This is a genomic window from Vreelandella halophila (assembly GCF_009856365.1).
Lineage (GTDB): Bacteria > Pseudomonadota > Gammaproteobacteria > Pseudomonadales > Oleiphilaceae > Halospina > Halospina utahensis_B.
Genome location: NZ_WMEX01000008.1, coordinates 119,598 through 141,459, shown reverse-complemented (window position 1 = coordinate 141,459; position 21,862 = coordinate 119,598). Strand labels below are relative to the sequence as shown.

Sequence of the window (21,862 nt, the reverse complement as noted above, 5' to 3'; positions counted from 1 at the left end):
TCTTAAATGCAGAGTAGGGGGGCAACATGGACACCAACGCCGACTTCACCCAACCAGCTCTGGTTCACGCCGAGCAGGAGCCCTGGGTAGCCTCGCCGATGCCGGGCGTGGAACGGCGGATGCTCGACCGCGTTGGTGGCGAAGTGGCCCGTGCCACCTCCATCGTGCGCTACGCGCCGAACAGCTCCTTTTCACCGCACACTCACGGAGGCGGCGAGGAGTTTCTGGTGTTGGAAGGCACGTTTGAAGACGAATATGGGCAATTCCCAGCCGGCACGTACGTCCGCAACCCGCCAACATCGCGACATACCCCAGGCTCTACCGAGGGGTGCACCATTTTCGTCAAGCTTTGGCAGTTTGATCCGAATGATCGGCTGCAATTTCATACAGACGTGCGTACCAACCTCCAGGCGACAGCACCAGGGCTATCTGAGGCTCTGCTTCACCAGGGCGATAGTGAGCGTGTTACCTACACCGAAGCCGAACCAGCCAGTAGTGTCATCGTGGCACCCTCCGCAGGAATCGAAATCTTTGTGCTCGGCGGGTCACTGATCTCGGAAACACAGACGCTGGAGCGCTATTCCTGGCTCCGTCTTCCGCCAGGTGAAGGTTACCAGGGAGCTGCCGGTGAGAGCGGTGCGCGCTTCTGGATGAAGACTGGCCATCTGGAGAGTGTCCAACGGCCGCCGCAGTGACCGTACGCCCCTCAGCCTCTTCTCTTGATATCGAGGTCCGATGAACCAGACAGATATCGCCATCGTCGGCGGCGGACTGGCCGGCGTCGCGCTTGCCGAACAGCTTCAGCGCGAAGGCGTGGATTATCAAATCTTTGAAGCTCGAGACCGGCTTGGCGGTCGGATCGAGTCCACAGCCTATGATGGGGCCCGTTTTGATCTGGGGCCTGCCTGGTTCTGGCATATCCAGCCCCGGCTCATGGCCGTCTGCGAGCGACTCGGCGTCGGCGTCTTTGAGCAGTTCAGCGAGGGCGAACTGCTGTTCGAGGATAGTGTAAGACAGGTCCATCGTGGTCTCGGTTTCGCCAGCATGGCCGGTTCTCTCCGCATTGAGGGCGGCGTTTCCGCATTGATTGATGCCTTTGCCCGCGACCTGCCGGTGGCACGGCTGCATCTCGACGCAGCCGTGCAGTCCGTGTCAGATCGGGGCTACCTGCAGTTGAAGAACGGCAGCGTCTGGCAGGCACGACGGATTGTCCTGGCGATTCCGCCGCGTATTGCGGCTCAGCTGTGGTTTGACCCGGAACTCACCGCTGACCAGCAACGACGGCTCACGATGACGCCAACCTGGATGGCCGGACAGGCGAAACTCGTAGCCATCTACGACGAGCCTTTCTGGCGTCAGGATGGTCTGTCGGGTGATGCGATGAGTCAGAGCGGCCCGTTGATGGAAATCCATGACGCCTCACCAGCGGCCGGGCGTCCAGGGGCGTTATTTGGTTTTTTCGGTGTGCCGGCATCGGCGCGCAATGCCAACCGGCAAGCGCTGGTCTCGGCCTCACTGGCGCAGCTGGGGCGCCTGTTTGGCAATCGGGCGGAAGAACCCGTCAGAACCGCTATAAAAGACTGGGCAACGGAACCGGAAACCGCCACCGACGCCGACCAGGCATTTGGCATGGAGCATCCGTCTGCAGAGATCACAGGCAGTATTCAAAGCATCTGGCACGGAAAGGTTCTTTTCGGCGCCTCAGAGATGGCACCCCAATTCGGCGGCTACATGGAAGGCGCCCTGGAACAGGCAGAGCGGATCGCTCAACACCTGCTCGGCGATACAATCTGATCCATCCACTCAACCGGGAGATCTTCAGGAATGCCGTCACTCCAGGACCAATTGCTGAAACAGGGACTGGCCGATGAGAAACAGGCCAAGGCTGTTAAAAAGGAAAAGAAACAGCAGCAGAAGCAGCGTAAGCAGCAGCCCAAGGGGACGCAATCGGTCAACGAAACCCGTGAGCGGGCCCGGCAGGCACGGGAAGAGCAGGCTGCCAGGGATCGGGAACTGAACCGCCAGCGCGAGGAGGAATCGCAACGGCGGGCGGTTCAGGCGCAGATCCGCGAGCTGGTGGAAACCAACCGTTTGAGCCGGGAAGGCGCTGAGACCCCTTATCAGTTCGTGCATAACAGCAAGATCAAGAGGCTGTATGTGGACGAACAGGCCGTGGATGCCCTGGCCCGGGGGCAGTTGGCGGTCGTCTGCCTTGAAGGCACCTACGATGTGGTTCCGGAAAATATCGCCCGCAAGATTCAGGAGCGTGACGAGTCAGTGGTCATTGTTCTCCATCAGCGTTCTAAAGCTAAAGAGGACGATGACGAGGAAGATCCCTACGCGGGGTTCGAGATCCCCGATGACCTGATGTGGTAGTTCCCGCGCCTGACCGCCAGCCCCCCCCGCTATCCGCACGCTGCGAGGGCAAGGGCCATACCAGCCGCCAGGAGTAAAGCGAGGAGCAGGTACGGCAGTGTTGCAGGGAGGTCTCTCGGATGGAACGCCTGGCTCGAGGGGGGCGTGTATGCCAAGGTGGAATAATCAGTCCCCGTCATGCGAGCTTTGATAAAAGAATGGATAAGATTCCGGAACTGTCAGGGACAAATCTGATCGAGGCCGCCTTTCTGGCTCAGGACCAGGCTGTTTTTGTTGTGGGGTGGCAGACGCGCCGTATCTTCGCGGCCAGTGAGGCCGTATACCGTGTTTTCGGCTGGCGGCCGGAAGATCTGCGGGGCTGCACCACGGAAATGCTGCATGTGGATGATGACAGTTTTCGGCGCTTCGGCGAGATATCCGAGAGAATACTCGAGTCGGAAAAGGACACCTTCCATTGCTCCTATCGAATGCGTCGCCGTGACGGCTCCACGTTCGATACAGAGAATATGATCGGCATTATACGGGGAGAGGGCGATGCGCCAGTCGCGGTGGTAAGCGTCGTCTATGAAATTTCGGAAGGACGCTCTTTTAAGCTTCCCACCGAACATAACCTGGAGCCAAGTTGGTTCGGTGATCGCCTGCCTGGTGGCATATTTCAGCGTGTGCAGCGCCCGGATGGCAGCGTCGTCTATAACTTCATTCACAACGCCCTGGCGGAACAATTCGGGATCGATCCTGGGCAGGGAAGGGTTGATTCGAGCGTCGTTTTGGAGCGTATCCATCCCGAAGATCGGGAGCGGCTCATTGATTCCACGGAGAGGGCCCAGAAAAACCTCTCGTTACTCGATATCGAAGTGAGCGCCTATACCACCAGCGGGGAACTCCGGTGCCTGCGTAGTATTTCACAACCCCGGCGGCTGGATGACGGCTCCACCGTCTGGGATGGCTTGATTCTTGATCTCACCGAACAGCGCTCGGCAGAGAGTCGAGTCCAGCATCTGGTTATGTATGACCGTGTGACCGGGCTGCCGAATGTGGCGACCTTTGAAGAACGCCTTCAGGGCGCGATGACTCATGCCTTAGAGCAGGGCAGCCTGCTGGCGGTCGGCGCGCTGAACGTTAATCGCTTTTATACGGTCAATGAAAGCCTTGGTTTTAAATGCGGGGACGACGCACTACGCAAGGTGGGTGACCGCCTTCAGTCGATGCTCCACGGGAATGACATGGTGGCACGTTATGAAGGCGCTGAATTTTTGTTTCTTGTCCAGGGCCTGGAGACGTGGGAAAGCATTCGAGGGTTGGGGCAAGAGGCTGCAACCCTCTTTGACGTGCCGCTGCAACTGGACGATGGCACCTCTCTGTCTGTATCGGTGAAGGTCGGTCTGTCCGTTTTTCCGGATGATGCCGAAACACCGGATGGGTTGCGCCGGAAGGCCGATCTGGCGTTGCAGCGGGTGCGCAAGGATCCGGACGGGCGTTTCGAGTTCTATTCCGAGGAAATGAGCCGGGCTGTGCTCGACGCGGTTGCGCTGGAAAAGGATCTGAAAGAGGCTGTGCACAACGGTGTTATTGTGCCCCACTATCAGCCTCAATTTGACACGGTCAGCGGCAGCCTCCGCGGCATGGAGGTATTGGCCCGCTGGCCACTGACACAGGGCGGCATGGTGTCGCCCGGTCGCTTCATTCCCTTGGCTGAGGAAACCGGGCTTATCCATCCACTGATGGAACATCTGGTGGAGGCAGTGCTTGGTCAGGTATGGCGCTGGCGTCAGGAAGGTCTTTCGGTGCCGCCGGTGGCGATCAATGTGTCCGCTCACCAGATTCGTCGGCAGGGGTTTTTCGATTGGTTATTTGAACGGCTTGCGCACTACGGTCTGGGCATTGAAGTGTTGACCGTGGAGATCACGGAATCAGCCTTTCTGCTCGATTTTGTGCATGTGCGGTCGATTCTGGACAGTCTTGCGGAGAAGGGGGTGCGTCTGTCCATCGATGACTTTGGCACAGGCTATTCCTCGCTGAGTTATCTGAGCCAGTTGCCCTTCCGGGAACTGAAAATCGACCGGGCTTTTGTCTCGGAAGTCGATTTGAGCCGCCGGCAACAGGCGGTAGTGAAAGGCATTATCGAGCTGGCCCGTGCATTGGAGCTTGAAGTGGTGGCGGAGGGTGTGGAAACGGAAAGTCAGTTGTCCGAGCTCAATGCTCTTGGCTGCGATTCGGTTCAGGGGTTTTATCTGGGGCGCCCCATGGATGCTGCTGCCTTGACGGACCTCTTGCGGGCCATGACATCCCCTGAGTCATAACCGTTCGCGAAGGATCGGTCAGCAGCCCGCTAAAAACCTATAGCTTTCCAGATACTCCGCCGCCTGATCTTCCAGCGGCATTGCTTGCCAAGCGGTCGACTGGATACGCCATGCTTCGCTCAGATCCTCGACTTCCAGTCCTACAGCCACCAGCGCGTTAGAGTCTCCTTCCAGGTAGCGCGCAGCCGCTTGATAAACGGCTTCAGCACCATGTGTATCAATCGCTTGTTCTACCTGCATGGTCATTCCTCTCGCTTCATTGATCCGACCATTGTGGTCCACGCTTTTCGATAAAAGCGTTGATGCCTTCTTCGGCGTCAGGTTTCATAAGATTATCAACCATGACCCTGGAGGTGTATTCATAGGCGTCGGCGAGTGACATCTCCTGTTGCCGGTAAAACGCTTCCTTACCGGTTTTCAGGGTCATGCTGGATTTCGAGGCAATCGTCTGTGCAATCCCGTGGGTGTAGTCACTGAGCTGTTCTTCCGGCACTGCCCGGTTGATGAGGCCAATGTCCGCCGCCCGTTCCGCCTCAATCATCTCCCCTGTCAGGAGCATTTCCATCGCTGCCTTGCTTCCAACATTCCGGGACAGCGCCACCATCGGAGTTGAGCAGAAAAGGCCAATCGTGACACCCGGGGTTGCGAAACGGGCGGAAGGGGAGGCATAGGCCAGGTCACAGCTGGCAACCAGCTGGCAGCCGGCCGCCGTGGCAACGCCATTAACCTCGGCGATTATGGGTTTGGGGTTGGTCACGATCCCCTGCATGACACCACAGCAGGCGGCCATGGTTTCCTCGAAGAAGGCCCGGCCGCCATCCGGGGCCAGGCGTGCCTGTGTCATCTCGCGCAGGTCATGGCCGGCACTGAATGCGCGACCGTTCGCTGCGAGGATGATCACGCGGACGGAGGCATCCTCTGCGGCTTGTTCCAGAGCTGTCCCCAACTGGTTCAGCATGTCCATGGAAAGGGCATTGCGCCGTTCGGTGTCATTCAGGGTCAGGCGCAGGATGCCTTCACTGCTGGTCTCCCGCAGAAGGATGGGATCAGCCAGTTCGATCTTGGGGCACCGGTCCATGACCACCTTCATGCCACTCTGTTCGGCAATGCGTTCCGCCTCTTCATCGTGGATTCCGAGTTGTGCCCAGAATACGTTGGCGCCGATCTGCTGGGCGTCACGGACGATCCCCTCCAACTCACTGGATGGCCGGAAGACGTCCACCATATCCACGGGCCGCTCGATGGATTGCAGTGATGGATAGACTCTGAGGCCGCAGATTTCAGTTACATCCGGCCGGGGATTGACCGGTATCACCTCGTATCCGGCTCCAGTCAGGAACTGCAGCACCTGGTTGCTTGGTTTGGCTGGGTCAGCGCTGGCACCCACCATGGCAATGCTTCTGACCGATCCCAGAAGCTGCTGAATGTAGGCATCGGAATACTTGGCACCGTATCGGGTATCCGTCATAGGTCTTCTCCCACCACTCATCCCCCGACCTTAGCCATATGGCAGGAATGCCACAAGGTCAGCGCCCACAGAAGCTGGGGGCCAGCGCGGCGGAACGCCGAACCGCCGCGCTCCGCCGCCTATTTTTCCGCGACGTAGTACACCCAGCCGATGCTGTCGGCGTCGGCCTGGTCTACCCAGAACTGCAGTGCCTGTGAGGTGGCATCGACCACGTCCCGGCCCACACGCTCCTCGAATTCCGCGCGCCGGCGTTCCAGCTCGGAGCGTACCCAGCCATAGGACAGGGCAACATTGAGCGACCAGTCTTCATGGCGCTGGATGGTAAAGCCAAGGTTTTTGAGAGCGCGTTCGTAGTCGCTGTCATCCCACATTTCCGGCGCACCCACGCGCTCATAGATGCGCTGGCGGTCGGTTTCCGGTGTACCGGCCCGGACCAGCAGTTCTGAGAAAACCAGCTTGCCGCCGGGCTTGAGGACGCGATGCGCTTCCTGCAACACCTTGTGTTTATCCGCGGCATGCAGGAAAGCCTCCTGTGACCAGTAGACGGAGAAGCTCTCGGCGTCGTAGGGCAGGGCGTGGAAGTCCGCCCAGGCGAAGTCAACCTTACTGTCGAGGCCGGCGTCACGGGTGAGCTCACGACCCCATTCGAGTTCCTTATCGGATATGTTGGTGGCAAGTACGGAGCACCCGTACTCGCGCGCCAGGTAGCGCGCCATGGCGCCGTAGCCGCAGCCTACGTCCAACACCTGGTCGTCAGGGCCGAGCCCGAGGTTTTCGCTCATGGTGCGGTTGGTGCGCTCCATGGCCGCGGGGAGGTCTTCGTCCGCGTGCGCGAACAGACCCATGTGGATGTTTTCGCCCCAGATGTCCTTGTAGATGGCATTGGCGGCGCCGTCGTAGTAGTCGCGCGTCTGCGCTACCACGTCTTCAATCGCGGTGTTCATGGTTCCTCTCCGGGTCATTCGGGTTGACGATGAACCCGGGGCGCATGAGGCCCCGGGGTGGTCAAGGCGGAAGGGGGGTCAGGCTTTCGGCTTGATCGCGACCTGCTGAACGAAGTCCACTTCGTTGCGGTCAAAGGGCCGTTCGAAGTCGCCGTATTGGGTCACATTGGTAAAGCCGGTCTGTTCCAGCAGGTCGGACATGTAGTCCTGGCGCAGCGGGAACATGTTGAGCTGGAAGTGCGCGCCGTCGGGGAATCTGTACTCGAAACGCGCCAGCGTTGATGTCAGCTCGGCGGGATAGGCTTCCACGCCCTTGCCGGTGTAGTAGTGCTCGTGCTTGGAGCTGTAGCCGCCGTCGAGCATGGAGTCATAGTTGCGGTGGTCGATGATGATGATGCCACCGGGGCGCAATACCCTGTAGAAGGCCTGCATGGCCTGCAAGCGGGCCTCGTGCTCGAAAAGGTGGGTGAAAGAGTTGCCCAGGCACACCAGGGCGTCAAAGCGTTCCTCGCCCAGTTCCTCATCCAGCTTGACCCAGTCGGCCACCTGGCTGTGCGTGAAGTTCGCGCCCATCTTCCGGGCGTTCTCGCGTGTGCGGGCGAGCATGTTCTCCGAGCCGTCGGTGGCGGTCACCGCGAGGCCGGAACGGGCCAGGTTGATGCTGTTGAAGCCGGTGCCGCTGGCGACATCCACTACGTCGCTCGCGCCGGCTTCCTTGAGTAGCTTCTCGTAGAAGCCGCCCTCGGATGCCGCACGGCCTTCCCAGCCCACAAGGTCGTCCCAGTAATCGACGAAGTCGGGTGTGTACTGGCCGTATTGATTGCCGGTTCCGAGATTCTGAATAGTCATCTTGCCTCCGTTGGTTTCGACGGTCCGTCCGTCAACGAGGTGTAGTCTGGCGGTGATCCGGTTATCATTACAGATTCAATGGGAGACTGATGTATCGGTACAGTTTTGCATTTAAACGAACTGTACCGATTGAAGGAGGCGGTAACTGCCATGAATGATGCAACGGAACCCTGTCGCTACGAGACGGTGGCGAATGCCCTGGAAGCCCAGATCGAGGCGGGAACCTGGGGCGCTGGAGCACGGCTGCCTGGGATGCGCAAGCTGGCAGCGCAGTTCGGAGTCAGTGTTTCCACCATCGTCACCGCTGAGCAGCTGCTGGAGGATCGGGGGCTGATCGAGGCGCGCCCGCGTTCCGGCTACTACGTGCGGGAACACCCCTGGCAGCCACCCGAGGCGCCGGAACGGTCCGCGCCGGAGAGCACGCCCACCGCGGTGACCGGGCAGGAGCTGGTGTTGCAGGTGGTCAAGGCGGCCAATGCAACGGACCAGGTGCGCCTGGGAGCGGCGGTGCCTCACGCCAGTTTTCTGCCCGCCCATGCGCTGCAGCGCTGTTTCGCTGGGGTGGCACGGAACTGGGGCGACCGTGCTCTGGAATACGCCTTTCCGCCTGGGCCGCCGGAGCTGCGCCAGCAGGTCGCCCGGCGCATGGCCGATGCCGGCTGCCAGCACGCGCCCGAGGAGATCATCATCACCAATGGAGCCCAGGAGGCTCTTTCCCTGTCACTGCGGGCTGTGGCCAATCCTGGTGACGTGATCGCCATTGAATCACCCACTTTCTACGGTCTTCTTCAGACCATCGAAGCCCAGGGGCTGCGCACCCTGGAGATTCCCACGGATCCTGATGAGGGCATTGCGCCCGAGGCCCTCGCTCTGGCGCTCGATCAATGGCCGGTAGCCGCTGTCATGGTGATGCCCAACTTCGGCAATCCGCTGGGGCACTGTGCGTCCGACGAGCGCAAGCAGGCTCTGGTGGAGCTCTGCGAGGCCCGGCAGGTGCCGCTGATCGAGGACGATGTCTACGGCGATCTCAGCTTCGAGGCACCGCGCCCCTGGGCGGCCAAGGCGTATGAAAACAGTGGCGGGGTTCTCTACTGCGGTTCTTTTTCCAAGACGCTCTCGCCCGGGCTGCGCGTGGGTTGGGCGGTGCCTGGACGTTTCCATGAGCGGCTGGAGCACCTTAAGTACGCCCATAGCGCGGCAAGTCCTGCCTGGCCCGGCTTTGCCGTGACGGATTTGCTGGAACGCGGTGGCTATGATCGCTACCTGCGCCGCGTGCGCAGCGACTATGCCCGGGTGGTAGAGGCCATGCGCCGGGCCGTGGCGCGCTACTTTCCGGCAGGCACCCGTACGACCCGGCCCATGGGTGGTTTCGTGCTCTGGGTGGAACTTCCCGAGAGCGTCGACGCCATCCAGCTCTACCGTCGGGCGCTTGCGGAGCGCATCAGTATTGCGCCCGGGCCCATGTTTTCCCCGACGGGCAGGTTCCAGCGCTGTATTCGACTCAATTGTGCGCAGCCTCGGGATGCTCTTGTGGAAAGGGCTCTGGCGCGTGTCGGTGAACTTGCCGTTGAGTTGGCCGCAGGATCCTGAGTCCCTTGAGACCGGCTTCTGCTGCTACACTTGCCTGGAGGGTGGGGTGGCGCTCAGACAAGAGGCGAATATATGGCAGATCCCTGGTCGATCCTGGTGTTGGAGGATGATGTCTGGATACAGGAGCTGATTCATACGCTGCTGGAAGCAACCTATCCGCGGGCGAGGATTCTGATGGCCGGGTATCTGGAACAGGCTGAGATATACTGGAACTCCCATCAGCCTGTTCTGGCGATTGTGGACTGGAATCTGCCGGATGGGTATGGCACACAGCTGATCCGTACCATCCGGAAAACCGATAGGGATACCCCAGTGATCATGCTGACCGGACGTTCGGACCGGGAAAGCGTGTCAAAGGCGGCCAGACTGGGGATTCAGGGCTTTATCGCGAAGCCATTTGATATTGAGATCCTTAAGGATCGACTTGAGTCCATCCTGCCGCCTCCGGAAGAAAGTGCTGTCGCCTCCGAAAGCGGCTCCGACCTTGAGGTTATGCTCAATGAGGCCTGGGAGCATGGTGTACGCCTCCCGGGTGGAATGGATCCGGTAGAGCTCTCGGAACTGCTGAACAAAGCGGAGTCGTTGTCCATCAATGACCTGGCCGTGCGTTGGGGCGGGCACGCCCAATTGGTGGCGGTGCTGCTGAACGCTGCCAACTCCGCCAGTCTGCGGCGTTCGGGGCAGGCGTGCAGCACGCTCAGGGAGGCCCTCGCGGTTCTGGGTGTCCAGATCAGTCTTGGGCATGCGTCTGCATTGGCACTGGACGTCCGCGGTGCCTTACGCGATTCGCGGCTGCTGGCGTGTGCGGACGAACTGCTGCAAAGAAGCGCGGATGTTGGTGCCTGGGCAAGCCGCTTGGCCCGGACAGTCCGAGGCAAAACCGCCCTCTGTTTCACGGCCGGGCAATTGTATTGCCTGGGGGAGTTTGCTGTGCTGAGCGTGTGTCAGCGCTTTCTGGATGCCGGTGGCGAGCTTGTGGACGGGCGCCTGGAGAGCGTCCTGAGTGAGTGGAGTCCAGCGCTCGGCAATCGATTGAAGGCTGACTGGCGCCTGCCGCTTGAGCTCAGGGACATGATCGGGGCGACCCACGTTCTGAGTGGCGGCCATCAGCCGGCGGGCCGCCTCGTTATGAGGTCCGCGCTGTTGCTGGGAACGGGGCAGCAGGATCAGCCCGAGTTGGACAAGCTTCTTGGTCGGCTGGGTATTGATAAGGATGCGCTACTGGCTGCTGCCCAGACTGGATAGAGGAAGGGTGATCCAGAAGTGTGCACCTTGCTCATTGTAGAACCCGATACCCCCACTCATACCTTGGATGAGCTCCCGGCTGATTGCCAGGCCGAGACCGGTGCCGGCAGTGGCGCGGGTAGTGCCCCCATCGGCCTGGGCGAAGCGCTCGAAGATACGGTTCCGGAACCACTCGGGGACTCCGTTGCCCTGGTCGCGTACGGTGATGCAGGCTTGTTCCGGGGCTTCTTTGCGCGCATCGATTTGAACCTCGCCACCTTTTGGTGAATGCTTGATGGCATTGCTGATTAGGTTATCGAGAACCTGACGCAGGGCCTGGGGATCCGCATTCACGTACAATCCAGTGGAGGCATTGGGTACCAGGTGCACCTGGTACATCCTGGCCATGCTCTGGTTGCCCTCGATCGCATTGTGGACGCTTTCGTCAACAGAACAGCTCTCAATCCGGAATTCCCGCTTACCCGCGAGCAGTTTGTTGAAGTCAAGCAGGTCCCGGATCAGGCCGTTCAGCTGTTCGCTGTTGCGCAGCGCGATACGCGCCATGGAGAGGGCCTTGTCAGGAAGTTCCCCGCTGACGCCGGCAACCATCATCTTCAGGCTGCCTTCAATGGAGGTGAGAGGGGTGCGCAGTTCGTGGCTGACGCTGGATATGAAGTCGTTCTTGAGTTCATCGAGCTGGTGTCGCTCGTGAGAGAGACGGTTGAAGGCGATAGACAGTTCACGGATTTCCCTGGGCCCCTTTTCGGGGAGAGCCTTACTGCTTTCAGGCGCTTCAGCCATGGCATTAATGGTGCGGGTTGCCCTGGTGAGGGGGCGTGTCAGCGAACGCGCGGCAAGCCATGCAATCACCAGCAGCAACAGGGTGACGCCAGCGCTGATGAGCAGGAACTGGTTCAGCGAGGCGATGAGTGGGGCCATTGCCTGATCGTAAGGAGCAGCGCGGGCGAAGACCCAGTGGAGCCTTTCAACCGAGTCCGTGGCAAGAAGGTATTGCTCTCCCTGGTAATCAATCACCCTGGTTTGAGTCTCTTTTTCCAGAATCGCGTCGACCAGGGAATCCTCACCGGCGGGAGGCAGGGGTTGGAGTTCATTACCGGGCTTTGAATCCGGTGATTCGATAAATAGCCGGTGTTGTCTGTCTAGAATCAGCGAAAGCGTGTTGTCTGGTGAGTCGTCGCGGCCAGCCCTCGGCGGCAGAATGGACTCGTCTCCGAGCTTGATGATACCCCCGATGCTGCCAATCATCCTGCCCTCGTGATGGATGGGCACCAGGAATGAGAGCAGCGGAACTTCCGTGGTCCTGCCCATGATGGGCTCGGAGATTACGGGGTCGCCAGTGCTGTGCAGGCGCTTGAAGTGATCGCGATCGGCGTAATTGGTACCGATCCGACCGCTCACATACGTGTTTTCGGCGATGGCGGTATCCTGAGCGTCAAAGACCAGGATGCCGCCGGGAAACGCGCGGTTCAGGTAGGCTTGCTCTTCAATCACGGCTTCAAGAGCCTCTGGCTCAAGAAGGTGCCCGTTACGGGTAAGCAGCGGGCGGGCCACGGACAGGGCCATGACTCGTTGCCGGATGTTCTGGCTGACCTTTTCCGTGAGGCGCTCGGTTTCGAGCTTTTCCTTCTGGACGATCAGCTTGCGTTGATCTTCCCCCAGTGACTTGTAGGCGGTGATGGTGATGGCGAGAACCGTAAGCAGACTGGTCAGGGTAACAATGGCGATGACGCGATTACGCAGAGAGTTCATTGTTTGGGCAACCATAGCCAGAATGTGGATCCATGTCCTTCGACTGATTCAAAGCCGGCATCCCCACCCATCTGTGTCATCAGCTCTTTGGTGATGGCGAGGCCCAGACCGGTCCCTGGTTGCTGGCGATTATCCGATGTGTTGACCTGGCTGAATCGCTCGAAGATCCTGTCCCGGAAGTGTTCCGGAATGCCCGGCCCCGCATCGTGTACCCGGAGTGCAATCCCAGCGCTGTCTGAGGTGAAGTCAATCCACACGCGTGATCCAGCCGGTGAAAACTTGATGGCATTGGAGAGCAGGTTCGACAGTGCCTGGTTCAGGCGCTGAGGATCGACGCTGGCATAAAGGGGGGCCTCCGGCTCATTCACCGCCAGCGTGACGCGTCTCTGATCCGCAAAGGCGGTGTGGTTGTCCAGGGTTTCCCGCGCGATACCCCGGATATCCTCCCGCCCCAGGTTCATTCTGATTTTGCCTGATACAAGCTTTTCCATATCGAGAAGGTCATTGACCAGAGCGCTTAGTTGGTCGGTGTTACGGTGCGCCACGTCGGCCATCTTCTGGGCTTTTGCCGGGAGATCACCGGTAGCGCCCTGCGTCATAAGTCCCAGTGCGCCGGCTATGGACGTGAGCGGGGTCCTCAGTTCATGACTGACGGTCGAGATGAATTCGTTCTTCATGCGGTCAAGGCGTTTGCGTTCGGTAATGTCCTCAGCGATACCAAGGTAGCCGGTGAGCTGGCCGGATTCCGAGCGCGTCGGCGTTATGGTCAGCCAGACGGGAATGCGCTCGCCATCTTTACGGATGAAGGTCCATTCGCGTGCGTCAAGACCGTTTTCCGTGGCTCGGGCTACGATCCGGCTGAATACATCCTGACTATGAGCCGAGGCGTTGTCTGGACCAGGGTCAGGGATATCCTCGGGGGCGTGGAACAGTGCCGGCGTATCGTCCTCATCGAGATCGTCAACGCTGTAGCCGAGTAGTTTTTCAGCGCCACTATTGAACAGGATGATCCGCCCCTGCAGGTTTGTGGCAATGATGCCGAATTCCGTGGCCGCCTCAAGCACACTGCGCAGCAGGCGCGCGGTTTCATCCAGCTCATGGGTTCGCTGTTCCACCTGTTCCTGGATCGCGGCGCGCGACTGGTGGAGTTGTGCAACGCTGTCGCTGAGTCTTTTTGACATGGCTGCCAGCGTCTCGCTCAGGTGGTTGAATTCAACAATGGAGCTGCGCGGGAGTTGGATGGTTTCCTGGGCGGCTATCCGGTCATCCAGTGTCTCGCTGGCTCTGGTCAGGGCCCTGATGGGGGCGGTCAGCCAGCGGCTCAGCGCAGTCGTGGCGATCATACCCAGAAAGAGCACCAAGGTCAGAACCGTGAACAGCGTTATGTATTTCTGCTGTACGGCTTTGATCACAGGGCCAGCTGGGACCTCGGAAACAATGGCTGTAATGTCGGTGCTTTTGTCGACCGGAGTACGGTAAACATAGCGCCCCTGGCGCCATCGCTGCATCAGGGACATCTCACCAGGCGGCAGCCACGCGCTGAGATGTTCATCAATCCTGCGGAGCTGCCCCTCATCTGAAAGGGATTTCAGGGTTCCTGTCCGCAGAAGAACCCGACGCTCTCCAACCAGCAAGGCTTGAGCGAGTGCTTCCCGGTTCCTGGTTGTCCAATAGCGGTGATACTCAAGTTGGCGGTCGTTAAGATGAGTGGCGAGCCTCAGGTTGTCTTCACCCAATTGTTTTGAGATGCGTTCCTGTTCTCCCCATAGCTGGGCATGGGCTTCATAGATAATCGGGGCAGCTCCCGCGATGAACACCAGTGAGAACAGGGCATGGAAGAGGATTTCCTGGGTCTTGACCCCCTTGTGTGAAAGGATGCCCCTGGCAGCGCCTGTGAGTTGTGTAACCAGAATCAGCAGGGACGCAATGAGGGCATTAAGAACGCCGTTGAGAGGCTGTTTAAAAAGAATGGTCTTAACCGCTTCCGGCGGCATGTCCATGACAGTGCTGTAGAACACAAACACCAGGGGGGCACCCAGGAGAAGCCAGAAAGCCGCGTCCGCAATGACCGGGTTGAGCCCCTTATGCCGGTAAAGCAAGGCCACAGCGAGGGCTTCGGTGGCAAATATAACCATGGCGTAGGGGTGGCCCCAGAGCATGAGCGTGTAGAAACTGCCTACCAGCGCCACTATAACGGCCGGAATGGTGCCGAGCAGCATGGCGGCAAGAATGACGGCGACTGAACCAAAGATCAGGTCTACCCCGAAGAAAAGCGGCACACTTGCCATGTTGCCGGCGAAGGCGACAACAGACAGAAGTATAGTCGTGAAGAGGCAATACCCGTTGGATCGGATCATTCAGCAGTCCGGCTCAGCTACCGGTAGCACGATGGTAAAGGTGGCTCCGCCACCGTCACGTGCCTGGTAGTGTATTGACCCGCTCATTTGTTCCACCAGCTCGCGGGTGATGGCCAGCCCGAGGCCGGTACCCGGTTTTTTGCGGTTGGAGGCTTCCGCCTGGGCAAAGCGGTCAAACAGGTTGTACTCGAACTCTTGTGGCACGCCCGGTCCCCGATCTTTAACATGGATCGCGATCAGTTGATCATCGCATGAACACCGGATCTCGACGCTGCTATGGTCCGGCGAGAACTTGATGGCATTGGAAAGCAGGTTGGAGAACGCCTGAATCAGGCGCTCGCGGTCCACGTTAACAACAATGTTGGATGCGCCTTCGCGATACACCAGGGAAATACCCCGTTCTGTTCCCAATTCCCTGTTGGCTTCAAGGGCTTCTTCGATGATCGGGTTGAGGCGTTCAATCCGCGTACTGATCCGTAGCTTGCCGGAAACCAGCTTTTCCATATCCAGAAGGTCGTTGATCAACTGCGCCAGACGCTCACTATTACGCTGGGCGATGGTCAGCAGACTCCCAGCCTTTTCCGGCAATTGTCCGGCAGTGCCTGCGTTGACCAGTTTCAGTGATCCCATTATGGCGGTCAGAGGGGTTCTCAGTTCATGGCTGACAGTGGCGATGAACTGGTTTTTCATGTTCTCGATCTGTTTGCTCTCGGTAATATCCTCAATGAGCGACCAGATCAATGGCTTGCCATTGGCGTCCCTGATTTGCATGCCCTGAAGGCGCACCGGATACCGGCTGCCATCTTTACGGATGAACTCCTTCTCATAGGGACCATAGCGTCCAGTGGTCCTCAGGGTTTCCAATGCCTTGCGCTCCCGGGGTTCGTACTCGATGGGCGTGAGTTGCCAGTGGGTCAGCTGGGGAAATTCCTCCCGCGTGTAGCCTGTAGGCGCCAGCAGGGCATCGTTCAGTTCAAGAAACCGGCCTGTTTCAAGGTCATTCAGGGCAATGCCGATGGGGGAAAACTCAAACAGACCGCGCAGGCGTGCTTCGCTGGATTCAAGTGCCAGTTCGGCCTGTTTCCGCTGGTGTATGTCGCCAAGAAATCCTTGCCAGAGCACACTTCCATCAGGCAGCTTCTCGGGTACGGAGGACCCCTTAATCCAGCGGGGTAAGCCATCATCCCTTTGGGCGCGGAACTCAATGTGCCATGGCTCAAGCGTCTCAAAGGAGCGCTGAATCGAGGCATTAATGGTCGCCAGATCCTCGGGGTGGGTCTGTGAGAAAAGACTCTGCGCGTCCCGCATGGCCTCGTCAGGCGTCACCCCATAGAGCGCCTCCACACCGCTCGACATGAAGGGGAATGCCATCGTGCCATCCGGCCAGAGCCTGAACTGATAGATTGCGCCTGGAATCTGCTGGAGCAGCTTTTCGAGTTCGTGTTGACGGTTGTGATGAATGAGCTGGTGGCTGATCCACTGGCCCAGAAGCCGAATGAAAAGGCGTTCACTGTCATTGAATGGCTCTCTCGGCTGGGGCGATGAGAAGTTGACGGTGCCGAAAACGTCATCCTGGGTTTCGCCTTCAAGGCGCGTTCCAATATAGGCTTCCAGCTGGAACGCCTCATAGCAGGGGTGAGCGCTGGCGTCCGAATCTTTCATGCTGCTGATGGCCAGTTCCCGCTTTTGCGATAGGGCCATGTCGCAGTAGGTGTCGCCGAGGGGAAACTGCTGGCCCGGCTCCAGTGGCACTCCGTCAGTGGCATCACACCAGCGGACCGTGTACCAGCCACCGGTAATGTCACTGACAATGCCGATATCCAGTCCCAGGAACTGCCGTCCAAGGGCCAGTGCCTGCTGGATCTGTTCATCCAGACTGCCCTGTAGCTCGAAAGCAATGTCATTGAGCAGCGCCAGGGCACGGTTGGTGCGCGCCAGCTCAAGTTCCCGTTGCCGCTGCGCTTGGTCCAGGGAGCGGGCCTGGCGCTGGTCCTGGCGTATGCTCTCTTCGGCCAGATCCGCTAGGCGCTGCAGGCATTCCATTTGGGATTCATCAAACGTCCGGGGCTGGGTATCGATCACGCAGAGCGTACCCAGCGGATACCCGTTTTCATCATGAATGGGTACGCCAGCATAGAAGCGGATGCGAGGGGAGCCTGTTACCAGCGGATTATCCGCGAAGCGCTCGTCTTCAGTGGCGTTGGGGATGATCACCGGGGTATCCCAGTAGACCGCATGGCCGCAGAATGAGATATCGCGGCTCGTTTCCGATACTCTCAGCCCCTGCCGGGATTTGAACCACTGACGCTCGTTATCGACAAGGGTGACGAGGGCAATGGGAGTGGATAGGCTGAACCGGGCAATTTCGGTTAATCGGTCAAGGCGGCTGTCCGCTGGGGATTGCAGTAAGCCAGTCCCCTCCAGGGCCCGCTGGCGGGCGCTCTCGTTGCAGGGCTGGCGGGGGACTTTCATGAGGTACCTTATTGCGCCGGTGCGACGGAGACGCAGTTGCGTCCGTTCTGCTTGGACGTATAGAGCGCGGCGTCAGCCAGCTCCAGCAGTTGTTCTCCCATCAGACCGGGAAAATTGCGTGTGTCTGCTATACCAGCGGAAAGAGAGCAGGAGAAGCTGGTTTCCCGGTCCACGAACTTGATTTCCGCGAATGCTTCACGGAGCCTGTTGACGAGCCTTTCTGCAGCATTGGCGTCACAGTTGGGCAATACGGCAACGAATTCCTCGCCACCATAACGTCCAAGGCGGTCGGAACGTCGGAAGTGCTGTGTGAGCAAGGTTCCAACCGTGCTGATGACAACATCGCCCAGGGCATGTCCATAGGTGTCGTTCACATGTTTGAAATGGTCGATATCGAGCATCACAACGGACAGGGGATTGCCGCTTCGGGCTGCACCCTGAAGTTCGGTTCCAAGGGCCTCTTTAATATTGGCGTGCCTTAAAAGGCCGGTAAGACCGTCAAGGGCAATCGCGTGCTGCATGTCCCGCAGTCGCCTGACCCTGTTGCGGCAGGTCTTGATCAGGAATTCTTCGCCTACCGGTTTGTTGATGAAGCCATCACCGCCGCGCATCAGCGCGTGTGCGCGCTCCTGCTGATCCTGTTCCTGGGTCAGGTAAAGAATGGGCAGGTTGTTCCATTTTTCGAACTGTCTGAGCATGGCAGCGAGTTCATCCCCTGAAACCTCTGGCATATGCAGGTCGAGTAATACCAGTTCTGGTTGGAAAGAGGACGTCCTATCAAGCAGGTGGGAAGGGTCCTGGAGGGTTTCCACGGTCATCCCCGCGTGGGTCAGGACGGTGTTAAGGTATGCCAGAAGGTCTACATCGTCATCGATGATCAGAACCCGTTCTTCCCCCTGGTGGCGTTTACGTATTGAGCGGGTGATTTTCGCGGCTACGTTGGGAATATTCAGGGGTTTGACGAAGTACCCCTCTGCGCCGGCCCGTACCGCTTCCAGTCGCACCTGGAAGTCTTCGTGTCCGCCCATGAAGATAACCGGGCATGCCACCTCCCTGAGCAGAGCCCTCCAGTGGTCCGTCGGTGTTGCGGCGACTTCGGAAGCGCCGGCACGATGGTCCAGCAATAAAAGGTCCATCTCGCCCTGGTCGTTGTTGAGCAGCTCATGGGGATCCTGATAGCTCTGAACCCGGAAGCCGAAGCTTTCAAGCTGGTGGGCGATGTAATCCGCCAGGATGCTGTCGCGTTCGATCAGGGCAATAGCGGGGGAGTTTGAGTCGGCACTCTGTTCCGTGCTTTCGACGCCCACGGCGGATGAAAGGGCTTCATCGGACCCCAGGTGCCTGGCAAGATCACTCAGTTCTTCGTTGAGTTGCTGCAGCTCCTGTGGTTTTACCGGTTCCGATTGATTGATCCATCGCTGGACCTGCTGCTCCAGATACCGTGCATGATTACCCAGCTGGTGAAACCCGAAAGTGCCGGCAGAGCCCGCCAGTTTATGCAGCCTGTGGCGCAGCTTTGCGAGCGCTTCTCCTCGATCGTCGTGGATATGGGCCTCTTGCGCCTGTTCGCTGATCCGCTCCAGTTCCTCGTTCAGCCGGGACCGGTAGGCTGACCTCAGTTTGTTCAGCTTGGAATTCACCTGGCTATCGGATGAGTTGTCAGTCATGGCAGCGCTCCCAGATACGGGCTATCTCCTCGGAGACAGTCATGGGGTCGAAGGGTTTGGGAATCACGTCTACCACGCCCATCTCCCTGTATCGTGCCATCTCTTCAGGATGGACCTTGGCAGTCATCAGAATCACCGGAACCCCATCCAGTGCCCCCTGATTCTGCAGTTTGTGGAAGGTTTCGATGCCGTCCATGTCGGGCATCATGACGTCGAGCAGGATCAGGTCCGGATTGAAAGAGGCAACGCTGTCCAGCGCCTGTTGGCCGGATTCGCAAAGCATGACCTCATACCCGCCAACGTCTTCCAGTGCCAGCTGGGAAACCTGTCGAATGTCGTCATCGTCTTCGACGTACAGAATGCGGTTGAGTTCGGGCATCTATCAGCTCTTGGTAAAGGGTCCGCAAAGTATAGAAAAGAAGGGGCCGGGCTGCGATGTTTCAGGGGCGCAAATGAAATCTGGCCGATGTGTTTGAGGCAAAAGCAGGCAAGGCCGCGGCTTCGTTAGGTCAGCGTTTGGGGTGGGGTGGCAGCTTATCAGCGCGGTTCTGGTCCAGCGCGCCCAGGAGCTAGGTTACGGGACCAGGGCCGGCAGCCACCCTGATCCGACAGTAACCGCCTGCACGTAGTAGTTTAGAGGCAGAAAAGGGGCAGTCATGAAAAAAATCGTTGCAACCATACTGGTTCTGGCAGCAAACAGTGCTTGGGCTTGCCCCGGCTATCTGGATCAGACGTACCGACAGCTTCATTCGAGAGACAGCATCAACCTGTGTGAGGCTTACGAAGGGCAGCCAATGCTGGTCGTCAATACGGCGAGCCAGTGTGGCTTCAGGGGGCAGTTCGGGGAGCTCGAGGAGCTGTATCAGACCTACCAGGATCGGGGCCTGGCCGTTGTGGGTTTTGCCAGTGATGATTTCAATCAGGAGGCGGATACTGAGAAAGAGGCGGCTGACGTGTGCAGGGTGAATTACGGGGTCAGCTTCACCATGATTGCTCCCACGCCGGTAACCGGAGACAATGCGAATCCGCTTTTCAGCATGATCCGATCCCAGGGAGAAGGGCCGGAATGGAACTTCTACAAGTACGTCCTCAATCCGGAAGGGGCGCTGACGGCCAGCTTCCCCAGCCGGGTTGCGCCCTCAGACGAGGAACTGGTCGATGCTGTTGAGTCAGTGCTGAAACAGTAGTGTCTGAGCAGGATGCTCTCTGCTGATCGGTGTCTGACAGGGTCTGTTACAGGATAGGGAATAGCCGTCGTGTCAAAGTCAGAGTCTCTCACAACGCTTCTTGATACCCTGCCTCAGGTGGGGAAAGTGGGCTGGATCGGCATTCGTCCGGCCAGAGGCGAGCCGATGGAGTCACTGGAACGGGTTAGGGTTCACCAGGGCAGCGGCCTTGAGGGCGACCGGTATAATGGGCGGGCAACCAGCCGCAGGCAGGTTACCCTGATCCAGCAGGAACACCTTCCGGTGATCGCCTCGTGCGCAGGTCATGAAAGCCTGGAGGCAGCAGCTTTGCGGCGTAACCTGGTGGTCTCGGGCATCAATCTTCTGGCCCTGAAGGATAAGCGGTTCCACGTGGGTGAGGTGCTTCTGGAATACACAGGGCCCTGTGACCCATGCAGCAAGATGGAAGCCCTTCTGGGAGCAGGCGGATACAATGCCATGCGTGGTCATGGTGGTATTACAGCCCGGGTTCTGGAAGAGGGCGAAATCGCGCTCGGCGATGATGTATGGCAGGCTGGTTCATCGCCTACCTGAAAGAGATCCTTGTGCCATTGGCCAGAAGTTCTTCCTGGCTCTGCGCCTGGCCCTCAATGCCAATCATTTCGTCCCCGCACTGGTCGCGCCATGTCAGTACACCATGGGTCAGCCCAATGCTGCCGAGCAGCTCCCGAATTTTGCCTGTGCCGTGAAACGTCAGAGTGCGACCCTGGTCGTTGCTGAGCTGTGTATTACTCTCACCGTCATGCAGGCGCACGGTATAGATGCCATCCATTGACTGAACCTCAACAAGAGGCGCCAGTCCATTGCTCATCGCCTGGGACAGTTCCTTGAGGGTCGCGTGATCGCCCAGTTCATATTTTTGAATTGCCATGGTTGTGCCTCAGCTGATTGTTATTGGGTAGACCTGATTGCACAGGCCCATTTATTCATTGTGGACTGGGATCATGATTTCATTTCGCCGTAAAAACCAGGGTGTGAATGGCGGATTATAGCGCGCCCACACTGGCTCGCCCTCTATCTCCAGATTCTCCTCAGCGATCCATTCCCGGAGTTTTTCAAGGTGGCGGCGGTAGCGTTCTCCCGTCCAGGTTCCCGAGTACTCGATCACTGCGACACGGCGTGCAGGAACAACCCTCAGTGTCACCTCCGGGTTAGTGGGTTCCGGCAGGCTTTCAAGGGTGTAGGAAGCTGGCATCACGAATGACACAGCCCAGCCTGTGCCCGTTTTCCGCTGTTCCACTGGCGCGGTCATATCGATTTCCACTGGATTCGCGGACTGCGTGACCGGTGCCGTCATTGAAATATCGGCGCGGGCCCTGTTGTCGCCGGATATGTAGCCGAACAGACGCTCGAACGCTTTGCCTCCGGCCTCTTCAAACGGAGTATCGACGATGGTTTCGGCGACGATGGTGCTGTCGTAGTCTCTGACCTGAAAGTCGCCCTTTCCCTGTACAACCCTGTAGGCGGGCTGATCCACAAACATTGAACACCCAGAGCCACAGGTAACAATCACGCCGAGTAGTAGAAGTTTTGAAACGTATCTCAAAGGCATTGCATCTTCTCCAGGAGTAAAGGTAAATACGTGGCCTGAGAGAATGTCGATCATTACGAATCCAGCC

At 58.8% G+C, this 21,862-nt stretch carries 19 protein-coding genes; 8 read left to right on the top strand and 11 right to left on the bottom strand.

The genetic code is table 11. The annotated features are described in order from the left end of the window. Positions 1–26: 26 nt before the first annotated feature. The 4 genes from GLW01_RS13945 (at position 27) to GLW01_RS13930 (ending at position 4,676) form a co-directional block, all read left to right on the top strand. Complete coding sequence (locus GLW01_RS13945) at positions 27–695, top strand: cupin domain-containing protein (protein WP_160899434.1); 669 nt, start codon at positions 27–29, stop codon at positions 693–695. 40 nt (positions 696–735) lie between these two features. Then, the gene (locus GLW01_RS13940) at positions 736–1,794 is read left to right on the top strand and encodes a flavin monoamine oxidase family protein (protein WP_160899433.1); all 1,059 of its coding nucleotides are present in this window, start codon (positions 736–738) and stop codon (positions 1,792–1,794) included. Between the two features lie 30 nt (positions 1,795–1,824). Further along, on the top strand, positions 1,825–2,376 hold the full coding sequence (locus tag GLW01_RS13935; protein WP_160899432.1) for a DUF2058 domain-containing protein: 552 nt from the start codon (positions 1,825–1,827) through the stop codon (positions 2,374–2,376). Positions 2,377–2,573: 197 nt separating this feature from the next. Further along, a complete protein-coding gene (locus tag GLW01_RS13930) occupies positions 2,574–4,676 on the top strand; it encodes a putative bifunctional diguanylate cyclase/phosphodiesterase (protein ID WP_160899431.1) in 2,103 nt (700 codons plus the stop codon). 18 nt (positions 4,677–4,694) lie between these two features. Here the strand turns inward: GLW01_RS13930 and GLW01_RS13925 are convergent, their stop codons facing one another. The 4 genes from GLW01_RS13925 to GLW01_RS13910 all read right to left on the bottom strand — a co-directional run bounded on the left by GLW01_RS13925 (position 4,695) and on the right by GLW01_RS13910 (position 7,937). Beyond that, positions 4,695–4,916, bottom strand: a complete 222-nt coding sequence (locus GLW01_RS13925; protein WP_237416596.1) for a hypothetical protein — start codon at positions 4,914–4,916, stop codon at positions 4,695–4,697. A gap of 16 nt (positions 4,917–4,932) precedes the next feature. Beyond that, a complete protein-coding gene (locus GLW01_RS13920; protein WP_202405744.1) occupies positions 4,933–6,144 on the bottom strand; it encodes an enoyl-CoA hydratase in 1,212 nt (403 codons plus the stop codon). 119 nt (positions 6,145–6,263) lie between these two features. Beyond that, positions 6,264–7,088, bottom strand: coding sequence for an SAM-dependent methyltransferase (locus GLW01_RS13915; RefSeq protein ID WP_160899429.1), 825 nt, complete (start codon positions 7,086–7,088; stop codon positions 6,264–6,266). Positions 7,089–7,166: 78 nt separating this feature from the next. Beyond that, positions 7,167–7,937 (bottom strand): class I SAM-dependent methyltransferase, encoded by a 771-nt coding sequence (locus GLW01_RS13910; protein ID WP_160899428.1) that lies wholly within the window; start codon positions 7,935–7,937, stop codon positions 7,167–7,169. Between the two features lie 150 nt (positions 7,938–8,087). Here GLW01_RS13910 and GLW01_RS13905 point away from each other — a divergent pair, with 150 nt between their 5' ends. Both GLW01_RS13905 and GLW01_RS13900 read left to right on the top strand, forming a co-directional pair. Beyond that, a complete protein-coding gene (locus GLW01_RS13905; protein WP_160899427.1) occupies positions 8,088–9,527 on the top strand; it encodes a PLP-dependent aminotransferase family protein in 1,440 nt (479 codons plus the stop codon). A 72-nt stretch (positions 9,528–9,599) separates the two neighbouring features. Continuing rightward, positions 9,600–10,772, top strand: coding sequence for a response regulator (locus tag GLW01_RS13900; protein ID WP_160899426.1), 1,173 nt, complete (start codon positions 9,600–9,602; stop codon positions 10,770–10,772). Here the strand turns inward: GLW01_RS13900 and GLW01_RS13895 are convergent. The 5 genes from GLW01_RS13895 to GLW01_RS13875 are packed head-to-tail and all read right to left on the bottom strand — an operon-like array spanning position 10,746 to position 19,396. Next, positions 10,746–12,521 (bottom strand): sensor histidine kinase, encoded by a 1,776-nt coding sequence (locus GLW01_RS13895; RefSeq protein ID WP_160899425.1) that lies wholly within the window; start codon positions 12,519–12,521, stop codon positions 10,746–10,748. The genes GLW01_RS13900 and GLW01_RS13895 overlap by 27 nt on opposite strands. Beyond that, positions 12,518–14,878, bottom strand: coding sequence for an ATP-binding protein (locus tag GLW01_RS13890; protein WP_160899424.1), 2,361 nt, complete (start codon positions 14,876–14,878; stop codon positions 12,518–12,520). The genes GLW01_RS13895 and GLW01_RS13890 overlap by 4 nt, the downstream gene beginning before the upstream one ends. Further along, positions 14,879–17,350, bottom strand: a complete 2,472-nt coding sequence (locus tag GLW01_RS13885) for a GAF domain-containing protein (protein ID WP_202405743.1) — start codon at positions 17,348–17,350, stop codon at positions 14,879–14,881. Positions 17,351–17,358: 8 nt separating this feature from the next. Further along, a complete protein-coding gene (locus GLW01_RS13880) occupies positions 17,359–19,017 on the bottom strand; it encodes a diguanylate cyclase (protein ID WP_160899423.1) in 1,659 nt (552 codons plus the stop codon). Then, on the bottom strand, positions 19,010–19,396 hold the full coding sequence (locus GLW01_RS13875) for a response regulator (protein WP_160899422.1): 387 nt from the start codon (positions 19,394–19,396) through the stop codon (positions 19,010–19,012). The genes GLW01_RS13880 and GLW01_RS13875 overlap by 8 nt, the downstream gene beginning before the upstream one ends. A 277-nt stretch (positions 19,397–19,673) precedes the next feature. On the opposite strand from GLW01_RS13875, the gene GLW01_RS13870 reads away from it, so the two are divergent. Both GLW01_RS13870 and GLW01_RS13865 read left to right on the top strand, forming a co-directional pair. Further along, positions 19,674–20,204, top strand: coding sequence for a glutathione peroxidase (locus tag GLW01_RS13870; RefSeq protein ID WP_160899421.1), 531 nt, complete (start codon positions 19,674–19,676; stop codon positions 20,202–20,204). A gap of 69 nt (positions 20,205–20,273) precedes the next feature. Next, positions 20,274–20,777, top strand: a complete 504-nt coding sequence (locus tag GLW01_RS13865; RefSeq protein ID WP_225741640.1) for an MOSC domain-containing protein — start codon at positions 20,274–20,276, stop codon at positions 20,775–20,777. Here GLW01_RS13865 and GLW01_RS13860 read toward each other — a convergent pair. Both GLW01_RS13860 and GLW01_RS13855 read right to left on the bottom strand, forming a co-directional pair. Then, the gene (locus GLW01_RS13860; RefSeq protein WP_151439102.1) at positions 20,770–21,114 is read right to left on the bottom strand and encodes a DUF6482 family protein; all 345 of its coding nucleotides are present in this window, start codon (positions 21,112–21,114) and stop codon (positions 20,770–20,772) included. The two genes, GLW01_RS13865 and GLW01_RS13860, sit on opposite strands and share 8 nt — an antisense overlap. Before the next feature lie 51 nt (positions 21,115–21,165). Beyond that, the gene (locus GLW01_RS13855; RefSeq protein WP_202405742.1) at positions 21,166–21,849 is read right to left on the bottom strand and encodes an SOUL family heme-binding protein; all 684 of its coding nucleotides are present in this window, start codon (positions 21,847–21,849) and stop codon (positions 21,166–21,168) included. Positions 21,850–21,862 lie beyond the last annotated feature (13 nt).